Raw genomic sequence first — 13525 nt, 5'->3', positions numbered from 1 at the left:
GACCAGGCAGTTAGCGTAATCCGGCCGTGTTAATAAGACGTACTGAAGACTTTTCGTCTGAGTAGCCGAAGCGTTACATCGGTACAGCGATCCGCCGAGGCCTGGTCCAGGACCCGGAAACTCATTGCTGAAAATGCCGTCCCGCGCACACTTGCGACGACCCCCGCTTAGCCGCGTGGCGGTCGCGACCCGGCAACGCCGCCGGTCCCGGTGCGTTCGGTGCGCCTGGTGCAGACGTGACGGTCCAGTGGCCCGCGTCGGCCGCGCCGATCGCGCACCGTCACCGTGGCCGACAAAGCGTGACACGTGGCGCACGATATCGCCGGTAGAGCGGTCACATCGTGGGTGAGCGGGCCTCAGCCGCACCGTGGACGGCTCGGCGAGGGCTTCGGCGGCAGCGACTCGGGCTAGGCGCAGCCGGCGGCCGCGGGCTGTCCGGCAAGACGCTCGCTGAGCCAGCCGAGCTGATCGGCGACGTCGAGATCACCGTGGCCCTTGTCGGGCTGGAAATCGGCTACCACGTTGCCACCCAGCGCGCACGCCTGCGCAATCGCGGCCTCGGTCCACGGCGGATCGATGTATTCGTCCCTGCCCCCGTAGACGACCGACATCGGGACCGCCAGCCGCTGCTGCGGCAGGGCCCAGGCTTTCAGGTATCCGCGCAGCCGATCGGCCGCCGCCGGTGAGGTGGGCAACAGATCATCGGGCTTGAGCTGGTCGATGAACCCCTCGCGGTCGTGCACCGCGGCACCCGAACAGGCGATCAGGGTGTCCCATTGCGCGGCCGCCACGCCGTGGCGATAGTCGTCGCGGTCGATGTCCGGGTGCAACCGGGCCAGCGACTCGATGATCAGGATCAGCGCCGCGCCCTGCTCCTTGGTCAGCGTCGCGTCGACGGCCTTGTCGACCAGCCCGGCCACGTCGGCCACCGGGGCCAATGCCAGCACGCCGCTGGGCAGCATGTCCGGGGCGTAGGTGCCGGACTGCTCGCCCACCGCCCACACCGCACCACCGCCCTGCGAGCCGCCCAGCGCAGCCCAGCGGTCCGACACATCGTCGAAGGTGTGCTGCAATGCCCGCACCGAATCGATCATGTTCAGACCCGCCGTCCGGGAGTCCAGGTAGGGGTGCACACCGGGCGCACCCAGGCCCTGGAAATCGGCGAAGGCGACCGCGAAACCGAGATCGGTGAGTTTGACCACCCAGTCGGTCATCCCGAGCAGCGTCGCCGACAGCGAGGGCGCGCATGGCTCATCGATCCCGACGGTGCCGTGTCCGAACGCGACGACGGGCCAGCCGCCCGCCGGTGGGCTGCCACGCGGGATGAAGACCGAACCCGACACCTCGGTCGGCGCACCGGTGTCACCGTCGGTGGATCGGTACACCACGCGCGCGGCGCTGATCTGCGAGCCCTGCGGGCTGCGACTGAACTCCGGCATCGTCATCGCGCTGATCAGCGATCCCGGTCCGGTCCCGGACAGATCGGCGCCCGGAACGGGCTCGGCTTGGGCGGCCGCGGCGGGCGGATCGGACAGACCCAGCTGTTGGCGGACGGTCGGTGACACCGCGACGGTCACCCCGGCGAGGAGAACCAGCACGGCCGCCAACGCACCGCCGATCACGAGATTGCGACGCATCAACGCTTCCGGAACCGCTTGACGAGGTCCAGCCCCGGACGTTCGACGGTGTAGTAGGTGATCGTCGCCACGACGATCGTCACGATGGCCACGACCGCCACGTTACGCAGCATTCCGCCCCAGGAGTCGCCGGCGGCCAGGTCGTACCGGCCCAACAGCAACAGGATCGGGTAGTGCCACAGGTAGACCGACAGCGAGATCAGCCCGACGAAGTAGAACGGTTTGGCGTCCAGGAATCGGGCCAACCGCGAATCCCTGCCCCTCGCCAGCGGGAACACCACGATCGCGATGAACACCGCGGAGACGAAACCGATTCCGGCGGTGGCGAATACGGTGCCGGCGAAGGTCAGTCCGAGGGCACCGACGAAGGACACCATCAGCAGCGGGAAGCACAGCAGATAGATCCGTCTGGCTGCCGGCGCCGAGAACACCCCCTGCTCGATCGCCACATAGATGATGGCCGCGAACATGCCGTAGGCGAACAGATCGGCATTGGTGACGAAGCTGCGCATGAATACCGCGGCCCAGGTGGGGCCCCAGTTCTGCATCATCACGGTGTCCGCGCCGGTCGCGGCGAACACCATCGGTGCGAACAGTCGTCCGACCACACCGATCGTCAGCAGGATGACCGGCGCAAGACAGGCCAACACCAGCGGCGTGACGTCGGTGCGCCTGCGCAGTGCGAACAACAGCGCACCCAGCAGCGGCAGCGACGCGTAGAAGGCGATCTCCAGCGTCAGCGACCAGGACGGGCTGATCCCGGTCTGCACGTAGTCCGGGAAATAGGTCTGGGTGAGCGTCAGGTTGGCCAGCAGTTCCCACGGGTCGGTGATCATCCCGGTGCCGGCATCGGTGCCGTGCGGCTGGATGGCCGAGTTCTCGACGTAGGCCACCCGCAGCAGGTAGTTGCAGATCAGGAAGATCACCAGATAACCGGGGAACACCCGGAAGATCCGGTGCAGGGCGTACTGCTTGGTGTCGGGCATCGCGGCCGTCGACCGGTCCTTGGTGAGCCGCCGGATATAGGGCAGGAACAGCAGGAACCCACTGAGGACGAAGAACAGGATGAGTGCCAGGCCCAGCACGCCGAGGAACGCCTTGTCGTGTGTGACCGGCGAGTAGGCCAGCGCCACATGCCCGACGACGACGGCCAGACAACCAAGACCTCGTATCCCGTCCAGCCCGATGATCCGGGTCCGGGTCGGTGAACTGGCCACCACCTGGGACTCGATGGCCGGCGCAGGTGCCTGTCCGCGCGCCGCATTGGTATCTGTCATCAGCGTTCTCCGGTCGAGCGACGGTCGAGGTTCGGTTCCTGTATCTGCCAGGGCCCGTCAGACACCCTTGAGTATCGACGGGCCACCCTCGACGTTGCAGGTGCTGTCGGCGGGTGCGTCGGCGAACCGCTTGATGATCCAATCCAACGCGACGATCGGATCGAAATCACCGTGTCCGCGGCCACCAGCGATGAACGATGCCACGGTGTCGCCCATATTGCAGGCCCTTTGCACGGCCTCGGAGGTCCAGGCCACCGGCACCACATCGTCGGCGTCGCCGTGTACCACGAACATCGGGGCGGCCGCGGGCGCCTTGGGCAGCCCGCTCATCTGCTGCAGGTATCCGCGCAACCGGTCGAGGGCTTCCGGTGTCGCAGGCCGCAGATCCTCCGGCGGTATCTTCTCGGCGATCTCGAGGCGCTCCTCGGTGGCGTCGACCGAACAACCGGCCAACAGGTCCCACTTCTCGGCGACCAGGCCGCGCCGGTAGTCGTCGAGATTCAGATCGGGGTGCGCATTCTGCAACGAGGACAGGATCAGCACCATGGCGATGCGCTGCTGGGCCGACAGCGTGCCTGCGGCGGCCATGTCGGCCATGCCGGTGATATCGGCGGCCGGGGATACGCTGACCGATCCGAGCAGCCGGGTGTCGCGGGCACCGTAGGTGTTGAACACCTCGTTGGCCGCCCATGACGCCTGTCCGCCCTGGGAAACGCCGAAGGCCACCCAACGATCCGACATGTCGGGGACCAGACGCTTGGCCGCGCTGGCCGCGTCGACCATGTTGTATCCGGCGGTCGTGGCATCCAGGTACGGGTGATAGCTGTTGGTGTTGCCCAGCCCCTGGTAGTCGGGCACGACCATCACGTAGCCGAGGGTGACCAGCGCCCGGATGGCGTCGACGGAACCCAGCAGGGTCGGCGACAGTGACGGGCCGCATTCGGACAGCACGCCGGTGGTGCCGTGCCCGAACACGATGGTCGGCCAGCCGCCCTCGGGTGGGGTGCCGTCCGGGACGAACACACTGCCGGTGACGACCTGCGGGCTGCCGTCGACCCCGGAGGTCGAGTTGTAGGAAATGCGCGCGGCGATCGAGGTGATCCGCAGCAGTCGACGGTCCACGGTGGGCAACCGGGTCGCGCTGACCAGCGCGCCGGGCCCGTTCGCGGAATAGTCCGCGGGCAGCTGGATCTCGGTCGACTGGGGCGCCGGCGGTGGGGTCTGGGGTCCGGCACACCCCGCGACGACCAGCGCGACCGCCAGCACCGAGCTCGCCAGCATCTTCTTGGGCACCAACTCAGGAACTCCTCGGACTCAGGCGGACATCGTGCCGTTGACGACGTCGACCAGTTGGCCGCGGGTCAGCACGTTGTCGCGAGCGATGCCGACGGCCAGCACGAGCACCGCGCTGAGCGCGAAACCGACCCCGGCGGCGATGATCAGGGTGTTGGTGACATCGGGTTGCACCTTGTGGGCGGCCGCGGCGGCGTCGACGGGCACGAGCTGGGCGACCGGACCGGTGTACTGGATGGCGTCGGTGGGTTCGGCCTGGATCCACTCCAGCTCCCCGGAGAGCTTGGCCAGGTTGGCCGCGAGCGCATTGACGGCCGTCACGGTCTGGTCGGGGTCGGCACCGGTGACGGTCACCCGCAGCAGCACCGAGCTGGGCATCCCGAATCGGTTGATGCCGTAGGGCTCCCAGGTGGCGGTGGTGCTGGCGGCGAGCTGCTCGGCGGTCATCGGCAGTCCGGTCTCGTCGATGGCGCGCTGGCTGATCACCCGCGACTGGGCCAGCGAGGAGTACGTCGCCATGCGGGCATTGGCGCCGAGCCCGCCCGCGTAGGCGGAATAGGTGCCGGGATCGCCGGCGACCTGGGCGAACAGCAGTGCCGACGCGGTGTAGCCCTTGTCGAAGGTCAGTTTCTGAACGACGTAGGCCGCGCCGGGGGCCAACAGCGTCGCGAGCAGGATGATGACCCAGCCCCTGGCCAGGATCGTCAGGTAGTCCCGAGCCCGCGGGACGTCGACGGGCGCCCTCAATTCCGGCTCAGGCAATCATTGGGCGGCGGGTCGGCGCCGTCGAGACGATCCATCAACCAGGGCAGCGTGAAACCACTGTCCAGGTCGGCGTGGCCCTTACCGACGCCCTTCTCTATCTGGATATAGCTGCCCATGGCGCAGGCGCGGTCGAGGGCCTGCTCGAACCAGGCCTGGTTGACCAGCATGTCCTGGGTGCCGTAGCCGACCACCATCGGCGTCAGGTTGGGCGCCTGAGGGACCGCGATCTCGGCGAGCCGGTCACGCAACCACACCACGTCCTCATAGGTGGCCGGTTTGAGGTCTTCGTTGGTCATCAGGGCGCGCACCCTGGCGATATCGTCGAAGTTGGGCGGGATGCAGTCCAGCAGGGCATCCCAGTTCTGCGCGGTGACCCCGCGCCGGTAGTTGTCGAGGTTCATCTCGGGGTGGAACCATTTCAGCGACTGCAGCGCGAACACCAGGGTGACCCGCTGGTCGGGGGTCAGCGTCTCGTTCCACGCCGCATCGGCAAGGCCGGCCATATCGGCTGCCGGTGCCATCGACACCGTGCCGAGCAGGTCCAGGCCACGGCCGTAGGTGGGTGCCTGCTCGGCCGCCGCCCAGACGGCCAGGCCGCCCGCGGAGTGACCGTAGGCCAGCCAGCGTCCGGTGGTCGGGGCGCCGATCCGCTGGGCGGCGCGCACCGAGTCGATGACGTTGTACCCGTAGGTCTTGGCGTTGAGGAACGGATGCTGATAGCCCTCGACGCCGGCGCCCTGGAAATCGGAGACGGTGACCAGGAAGCCCGCCCGGACGAAGACCGACATGGTCCAGGCGTTCAGTGGCAGGCTCCCGTAGAGACTGCTGGCGCACTTGTTCAGCACACCCTTGGTGCCCTGCCCGAACGCCAGGATGGGCCAGCCGCCCTTGGGCGGATCACCCGGCGGGATGGCGACCGCACCGGAAACCTCGGTGGGCTGGCCGTCCACACCCGAGGTGGACCGGTACACCACCCGCATATAGGTGGCATCGTCCTGGTTGAGCAGCTCGCTGCCCGACATGGGCTCGACCGAGATCAGCGAACCCGGTCCGTCGTCGGTCATATCGGGTGGTGGCAGCCGGGGCTTGCCGTCGAACGGCGGCGTGAAGGTCTTGATCGCCGGCGGGGCCGCAGCCTCCGGCGGGGGTGCCGGTTCCGCGGGCGCGCATGAGGTGACCAGCACGACCACCGCGCACAGGGCGGCCGCGCCGCGGAACAGGCTCGGCGCCACTCCTACCTCTTGGCCGAGGCCGAGGATTCGGCCTCGGCGGTCGCGTCGTCGGTGTTCCGCGCGTCGGCGGTCTTGGCAGGTCCCGCCGCTGCCCCACCGTGTTTGCGATCGGCGGACAGCTCGCGACGGTGACCGGGTTCGAAGGTGGCGACGACACCGAGGACGGTGGCGTGCGCGGTCTGCAACGCGGTCACGCCCTGCCGCAGGGCCGAGGCCTTGGTGTGCCCGATGCGACCCAGCACCAGCGCACCGTCGCCGAGCGCGGCGGGCACCGTGCCGTCGGCGTACTTCGTCAGTGGCGGGGTGTCGATGATCACATACTCGAAATGTCCGCGCAGCAGCTCCAGCACGCGTGAGGTGCGCTGGTCACCCCACAGATCGCGGCGCACCGACGGCACCGGTCCTGCGGGTAGTAGCGCGACCCGCGACCCGGGCACCTCGATCAGCGATTCGGACAGATCGTGCTGACCGGCGAGCAGGGTGCTGAAACCCTTGGTGCCTGCCTGCTTGACCGCAGCACTGTCGAGTGCCAGTAACTCCGGCAGATCGGGTTTGACCAGGTCACCGTCGACCAGCACCACGGAGTGGCCGGCCTCGGCGAAGGAGGCAGCCAGGTCGATGGCGGTGGTCGAGCGGCCGTCCTGCGGGGACGGGCTGGTCACGGCGATGACGCGCGGATGCTGGCCGTGGGCGTTGCGGGCAAACTGGACGTTGGTGCGCAGCTCGCGCAACCGCTCGACCGCCAGTCCCCCGGCTTCGGTGTCGATGACACCGCTGCGGCCCTGTCCGTCGGCGACCAGGGTGCCGAGCAACGGCACACCCGTGACGTCCTCGATTCGCTCGCGACGACGGACCTTGGTGTCGGAGATGCCGAGCAGCACCGCCACCAGCACGCCCAGCACCAGACCGCCGACCGCGCCCGCGGCCAACCGGATGGGCAAACCCATCGACTCGACCTTGGTGCCGTAGCTGGCGTCGTCGACCAGCACGGCGGCCGCGGCGGCCTCACCGCCACGGCGGGAGGTCTCCAGCTCGGCGGTCACATTGACCAGCTGGTCGGCCACCGCATTGGCGTAGCGCTGGGCGGCGGCGGGATCGGGATCGGTGGCGGTGATGTCGAGCAGCACCGTCTGCGGCAGTGGCACCGCGGTGATCTTGGCGCGCAGCTCGTCGACCGAGATCGGTGCCTTGAGCTGGGCGATGGCCCGCGCCGCGACCTGGTCGCTGGTGGCCAGCCCGGCGTAGGAGAACACGCGCTCCTGGGAGAACAGGTTGTTCTGGTAGGCGTCACCGACCGAGGTCCCGCTCTGGGTGGTGACGAACAACCGGGTTGTCGAGGAGTACTGCGTCGTCGACATGAACATGGTGGCGTACCCCACAGCAACGCCAACGAGCGTTGCCAGCAGGACTACCCACCAGAACCGGCGAAAGATTCGCAGGTAATCACCGACGGCCAAGGGAGCACTCCATTCGCTTCTGGATCGCCACGACAATGCAACGATAGCGTCAACTACAGCAGCCGCCCAGTTTGCGGCTGGCACCCTAGGTGGCGGCGCCAGCGAAACCGATGCAAGGATAGTTAAATGCAACAACGGTGCAGTAAAGCCGTGAGGATCATTCCGCAATGAAGACGAGTCCGCAATGAAACTCGGCGCGCCGTCGCGCGGCACCATGCTCGTCGGCGCGGCCATCGTTGCGCTGACGGTGCTGCTGGCGACCGCGGTCGCCATCGCCGGTAAGCCGGCGATCATGGCCATCGCGGCACTGATCGCCATGTCGGTGGGCGTCTACATCGGCCTGCGACATCCACTCTGGTTGTACTGGGGTATGGCCGTGGCCATCGGCACGCTGCCGTTCGGCTACTTCCCCGGCGTGCACCTTCCGCTGTATCTCCCGTTCGCGGGCGGGGCGTTGATGGCGGCGTTGATCCATCCCAACGCCGCCAAGCGTTTCCCGGTGCTGCAGAACACGTTGGCCAAGGCCGTGCTGGTACTGGTGATCGTGTCCGGCATCTCCATGATCGTCACGTTCTCCTCGATCGTGAACATCCTCGACTACACCAAATGGGCCATCGCGACCGGCGCGTTCTTCGCCATCCTCGCGTTGCCGCGCGAGCACCTGGCCAAGTTCGGCCGGATCTTCGCCTACGCCGCAGCGTTCAACGCCGCTTTCGGTATTGCATCGATCCTGATGGGATCGAATCAGATTCTGCTGCAACCATTTCGGATCTTCGGGTATGCCGTGGCGAACACCGAGCGGTTCTTCTTCACTGGTGGCACGCCGACCAATGTGCCACGCACCGACCGCTTTCAGGTGGCCGCCGACAGTCAGGCGTTCAGCAGACTCGGCGGCCTGTGGCTGGACCCCAACGCCGCGGGCATCGGGCTGGTGATCTCATTCGTCGTCGCCATGATCGTGTTCGCAGGGTGGCGGCGGGTGGTGATCGTCGGAATCATCGGTGCGGCAATTGCCCTGACGCTGAGCCGATCCGCCATCGTCACGGTGTTGGTGGGTGTTGTTCTGGTGTTCATCTTCCACCCGATGCGCGCCCGGGATCGCCAGCTGCTCATCGGCACGATGACCCTGGCCGTGGTCGGCGCCTTCATGGTGCCCTCGGTGCGCACCCGATTGCTCGGGACGCTGAGTGAGAACGACGCCGGGGCCACCGACCGCGTCGATTCGATCCGCGAGTTCCCCGGCCGGATGGACGGTCACTGGTTGTTCGGGTGGGGTTGGTCACAACGCGAGTTCAAGGACGGCGCCTACGCGTTCCTGGAGAACTTCGTCTCCAACGCGCCGCTGATCGCGATCCACCGCGGCGGCATTTTTGTCGGAATCGCTTTCCTGGCCGTCGTCGCTATCGGTTGCTTCATCGGCTATCGCCTGCTGCGGGCAAATTCACTTCCGGGCGCGGTTTATGGCGGCGTATTCATCGGATTTTCGTTCGTGGCGCTCAATCTCGATCACCCGGTGGTGATCATCCCCCAGATCGTCTTCCTGTACACGATCTTCCTGGTCTTCCTCGTCTATGCCGATCAGTTGCGGATCGAGAACCGCGAAGCCGATGAGCTGACCGCGCGGATCGAGCAGGCCAGAAAACACCAGGACGTGCCGGTTCCGGTGACGGCAGGCGGTTAACCGAGCAGCGCCGACACCGCATGGTGCGGGCGGCGGTGCTCCCAGAATTCCCGGTTACGGGCGTACAGCCGATCGCCCGCCGAACGCGCTTGCTCGACGTCCAACAGCAAACTCCGGCAGGCCGCGATGAAGTCCTCGTCGTCATCATGGGCGCGCAGGTCCAGCAGCTGCGCCAGCGAGCCCACCGCCGCGGTGGTGCCCACCACCGGCAGGCCCATCCGTGCCGCGTCGAGGATCTTCACCCGCACCCCACCACCGGTGCTGATCGGCGCGATCATCGCCCGACAGGTCGCCAGGAAACCACCGAGGTCATCGACAAAGCCCAGGTCCCGCACCCCGTCCGGATAGACCGGGTCGCCGTTTCTCCCGCCGGCCCTCCCCGACTTTTTGGCGCCGATGATGCACAGTTCGGCCCCGTCGATCCCGGTGGCGATCCGCGGCCACAACCGCAGCGCGGTGAGAAACGCCTCCTGGTTCGGCGGCCAATCCCTGGTGCCCATCAGCACCAGCCGACGCGGGGTCGATCCCACCGGCACCTGCGTCGCCGGCGGCAGGGTGATGTCCAGCCAGCGCGCCGAGGGCACACCGTTGGCCCGGTAGAACTCGGCCTCCTCGGCGTCGTAGGTGCCGACCGCGTCGGCGGCGCGGGCCACCCGCAGTTCGTCGCGCACCAACCGGCCTTCCTGCTGCCGCCCCAGCAGCCCGCGGGTGGCACGCCATACCAGGGACTCACTGACATGGGTGTTGACCACCAGGCGCGCCCGGCCTACCTGAGTGCTGCGCAGGAAGGATTCGGCCATGTAACTGTGCTCGGCGACGAACACGTCGGCGGTGATCGCCGAGATCGCCGCCACCAGCGCATCGCTGTCGAACCGGGCGTGGGTCAGGCTGCGGCCGGTGCGCACGGTGTCGACCAGCAACCGCACCGGTTGCACATCGGTCTTGGCCACCCGCACCAGCGTCATCCCGCCGTCGACCACATCGGTCTCGACCGTGCCCGGCGGCTCATGCGACAGGCAGATGGCCGACACGTCGCAGGAATCGGCCGCCAACCCGATCACCAATCGGGACAGCTCGACGTCCCCGCCGTGATCGGCGACCGGATCCTTCGAGAGCAGGAACACGACCTTGGTTCGTGCGACGGTCATGGCGTCGTCGTCCTGCCTGTCGGCCTGCGGTACAGGATGTAGGCGTAGATCCCGAGCAGCAGGGCATCGGCGATCACCGTGGCGATCGCGGCGCCGACCGCACCGGCGAAGGCCAGCAATGCCACCAGGCCGAGTTTGACCGGCAGCAGGCTGAGGTTGGCGACCAGCCGCGTGGTGTCTCGGCGCTGCAGGTAGAGCACGGCCTGGAAGACCGAGGTGATGGTGCGCATACCGCAGAACATCGCCATGATGATCATCGCGACCGCCAGCTCGTCGGGCGCCGGGGTGAACAGCATGACGACCCCGACGAGCAGGACCAGCAGACCGGCGCCCGCACCCAGGATCAGCGTGCTCTTCAGCGGCGGGCCCGCCGACAGGTGACCATCCCCCTCGCGCAAGGCCCGGTTGTAGGACATCCCGAAGGACTGGCCGACGGCGACGATGGCGATCGTCACGGTCACGGTCAGCGCGTAGTAGCCCACCGTGGTGTCATCGGTCAGCCAGCCCAGCAGCAGCACATCACCCTGCAGATAAGCGGCCAGCCCCAGCATCTCGCCGATCAGGATGGCGATCAACTTGGGCGGACCCGGCATACCCGGGCGGTGCGGCAGCACCACGAAACCGACCACGATGGCGATCACCACATACGGGGCCACCAAAAACAGGCTGGCCAGCTGCAACGTCGGCTCATCGGCCAGGAAGACGTAACCGGCGGCGCACACCACGCTGGCGATCTGGCGGAGGGTGTCGAGCTGGGCCACCCGCTGCGGCTGACCGTCGCGGGCCCAATGGCTCTGGTAGGCCTTCAGCACGATCTCACCGCCGGCGACGAACAACCCGAACCAGGCGATGTAGCTGACCTCGACCAGCGCCGCGCCGGCCACCATGAGGGTGATGCCGAGCAGATAGCGGCTGGTGCGCTCGGCCAGGAAGCGCTGCTCGGACTCCCGCACCGCGCGGACGGCGAAGGGATTGTCCAGCGGCGGCCCGATGAGGGAGAAGGCCGCATACGCCATGCCGTACTGGCCGTAGTCGGCGATGCCGAGCTGGGCGATGATGACGGCCGTCCACAACAGTCCGACACCGCGCCCGCCGTAGAGCCAGAACACCGCCCACAGCGTGCGCATCAGGTGATTCGAGGTGGGCGCCGGACCGGCAGGCACCGGCTGCACGGGATCGGTCACCGGCCGCTCGCGGACCACTCGGTGAGCACCTTCGACCAGATCTGAGCGAACGCCTCCGCGGTGCGGGCGGCCGACCGTTCCTGGCGGGTGCGGTCGGCATTGCGCCCGAGCTCGGTCAACCGGTCGGCATCGTTGAGCAGAGTGGTGATGCCGTCGGCCAGTCCGGCCGCCACGGCATCGTCGCCGCCACCACGCGGGACGACGTTGACAACGCCCTGGTCGGTGCCGAGTTCTGCCAGGGCGCCGTAGCCGGTGCACACGATGGGCGTGCTGTAGGCCATGGCATGGGCGACCACCCCGGACGCTGGATACGTCTCGGCGTAGAAATGCCGCTTGCCGTATGGGACGACGATGGCGCGCACCGACTCGAAGAACGCGTCCTCGTCTGCTCCGTCGACACCGCCGAGGACCTCGATACCCTCGGCGCGCGGAAGCGCCTCGGTGCCGCGACCGGCGATGCGGATCGTGATGTCCGGGGGTAGCAGCTCACGGATCCGCGCGATCTGGTCGAAACCCTTGCCTCGGTAGACGAATCCGAAGAAGCCGACGGCCTTCGGCCGGTCCTGCGCCGGTGCGATGGCCGGCCGGCTGCGCACCAGGTGCGGCACACAGTAGGTGGTGGTGTCCGGGTAGGTGCGCGCGATCGACTGCCGTCCGGTCTCGGTCAGCGCGATCAGCGTGCGCCCGGCGTGCACCCGTCCCTCGACGGCGCGGGACACCGGGCGCAGCGGGTAGTGGATGCCGTGGGTCAGCAGCCGCGACGACGCGATGAGCTTCGTGCGCGCCAGGAACCACAACCCTTGTGGCGGGTCGTGGATGGTGGCGGTGACCGGTACGTCGTCGATCCCGGCGGTGGCCCAGAACGTCGGTAGCACCCCGGTGGACAGCTCGGCGTGCACCAGTGTGCGTCCGGGCGGGCCCTCGTCGATCAGCCTCCGCACCTGTGCACGGTGCCGCCGGATATCGGCCAGGGTGTCCGAACCCGGTCCGGCGGTGCGGCACTGCACGATCTCGCCGAAATGCGGCCGCAGCGCGGTCACCAGGTCCTGCGCGTAATCCCCGACCGCGGTCTGTCCCTCGTCCGGGGCGACGAAGACGAGCCGGTGATCGGGGAACGACTCCGACGCGACCGACATCAGTAGAACAGCGGGCGGTGATTGTTGGTGTAGCCCAACGATTCGGCGGGCCGCTTGCCGATCACCTTGGCGGGCACACCGCCGACGATGTCGAGTTCGGCGACATCCTTGTTCACCACCGCGTGCGCGGCCACCACCGCGCCGCGGCCGATCAGCGACGGCAGCACCATGGCGCGGCTGGCGATCCACACGTAGTCCTGGACGACGGTCGGGATCGGGACCGGTAGGAAGTCGGGGTGGTTGATGTCATGGCCGCCGCCGATGAAATGCACATCGCTGGCGATCGTCACGTTGTTGCCGATGTAGAGCCCGGCTCGGGAGTCCAGCAGGCAGCGGAAACCGATGGCGACCCCGTCGCCGATGGTGAGGAATTCGATGTCCAGGACGGTGGTGCCGCGCAGGATGGACGATCGCTTACCGATCCGCGCGCCCATCAGCCGTAGGTAGCCCTGCCGGATGGTGTGCGAAGGGATGTAGGTGATGAAGCTGTTGAAGAACAGCTCGCCGAGCCGGTTGCGGATCTTCCGGAACCGGGTCATCCCCTGCATCTTGTAATCGATGACGCGGTTGTTCTCGTCGAGAATCCACTCCGGCGGCGGTGGCATGTGCAGCGCCGGAGCGGCGGCCAGCTTGCGGGCCACGTCTTCCGGATCAGCCGACGCGGGTACTCCGGTCATGGGTATGTGCTCCTTTGCGATTGCGCGTCCACCATAGC

Annotated in this window: 11 protein-coding genes; 1 reads left to right on the top strand and 10 read right to left on the bottom strand. The window is 67.7% G+C overall.

Going from position 1 to position 13525, the window contains the following annotated elements:
* Positions 1-407 precede the first annotated feature (407 nt).
* Genes PGN27_RS21215 through PGN27_RS21190 form a run of 6 tightly spaced genes read right to left on the bottom strand, consistent with a single transcriptional unit; the run spans position 408 to position 7661 of the window.
* Complete coding sequence (locus tag PGN27_RS21215) at positions 408-1637, bottom strand: lipase family protein (protein ID WP_335327883.1); 1230 nt, start codon at positions 1635-1637, stop codon at positions 408-410.
* On the bottom strand, positions 1637-2914 hold the full coding sequence (locus PGN27_RS21210; RefSeq protein ID WP_335327882.1) for an acyltransferase family protein: 1278 nt from the start codon (positions 2912-2914) through the stop codon (positions 1637-1639). Before PGN27_RS21210 ends, PGN27_RS21215 begins: the two co-directional genes overlap by 1 nt.
* 57 nt (positions 2915-2971) lie before the next feature.
* Positions 2972-4207: a lipase family protein gene (locus PGN27_RS21205; RefSeq protein WP_335327881.1), complete on the bottom strand. Its 1236-nt coding sequence runs from the start codon at positions 4205-4207 to the stop codon at positions 2972-2974.
* 21 nt (positions 4208-4228) lie between these two features.
* A complete protein-coding gene (locus tag PGN27_RS21200) occupies positions 4229-4954 on the bottom strand; it encodes a YveK family protein (RefSeq protein ID WP_335327880.1) in 726 nt (241 codons plus the stop codon).
* On the bottom strand, positions 4951-6204 hold the full coding sequence (locus PGN27_RS21195) for a lipase family protein (RefSeq protein WP_335327879.1): 1254 nt from the start codon (positions 6202-6204) through the stop codon (positions 4951-4953). Before PGN27_RS21195 ends, PGN27_RS21200 begins: the two co-directional genes overlap by 4 nt.
* A gap of 2 nt (positions 6205-6206) precedes the next feature.
* Positions 6207-7661: a tyrosine-protein kinase domain-containing protein gene (locus PGN27_RS21190; RefSeq protein WP_418888632.1), complete on the bottom strand. Its 1455-nt coding sequence runs from the start codon at positions 7659-7661 to the stop codon at positions 6207-6209.
* 184 nt (positions 7662-7845) lie between these two features.
* On the opposite strand from PGN27_RS21190, the gene PGN27_RS21185 reads away from it, so the two are divergent.
* Complete coding sequence (locus PGN27_RS21185) at positions 7846-9342, top strand: O-antigen ligase family protein (protein ID WP_335327878.1); 1497 nt, start codon at positions 7846-7848, stop codon at positions 9340-9342.
* Here PGN27_RS21185 and PGN27_RS21180 read toward each other — a convergent pair.
* The 4 genes from PGN27_RS21180 to PGN27_RS21165 are packed head-to-tail and all read right to left on the bottom strand — an operon-like array spanning position 9339 to position 13487.
* The gene (locus PGN27_RS21180; RefSeq protein WP_335327877.1) at positions 9339-10490 is read right to left on the bottom strand and encodes a glycosyltransferase; all 1152 of its coding nucleotides are present in this window, start codon (positions 10488-10490) and stop codon (positions 9339-9341) included. The two genes, PGN27_RS21185 and PGN27_RS21180, sit on opposite strands and share 4 nt — an antisense overlap.
* The gene (locus PGN27_RS21175; protein ID WP_335327876.1) at positions 10487-11674 is read right to left on the bottom strand and encodes a lipopolysaccharide biosynthesis protein; all 1188 of its coding nucleotides are present in this window, start codon (positions 11672-11674) and stop codon (positions 10487-10489) included. The genes PGN27_RS21180 and PGN27_RS21175 overlap by 4 nt, the downstream gene beginning before the upstream one ends.
* Positions 11671-12810: a glycosyltransferase family 4 protein gene (locus PGN27_RS21170; protein WP_335327875.1), complete on the bottom strand. Its 1140-nt coding sequence runs from the start codon at positions 12808-12810 to the stop codon at positions 11671-11673. The genes PGN27_RS21175 and PGN27_RS21170 overlap by 4 nt, the downstream gene beginning before the upstream one ends.
* Positions 12810-13487: an acyltransferase gene (locus tag PGN27_RS21165; RefSeq protein WP_213447713.1), complete on the bottom strand. Its 678-nt coding sequence runs from the start codon at positions 13485-13487 to the stop codon at positions 12810-12812. Before PGN27_RS21165 ends, PGN27_RS21170 begins: the two co-directional genes overlap by 1 nt.
* Positions 13488-13525: the final 38 nt, after the last annotated feature.

Origin of the sequence: Mycolicibacterium neoaurum, from assembly GCF_036946495.1 — a bacterium.
Lineage (GTDB): Bacteria > Actinomycetota > Actinomycetes > Mycobacteriales > Mycobacteriaceae > Mycobacterium > Mycobacterium neoaurum_B.
This window is presented reverse-complemented; position numbering and strand designations above follow the sequence as displayed.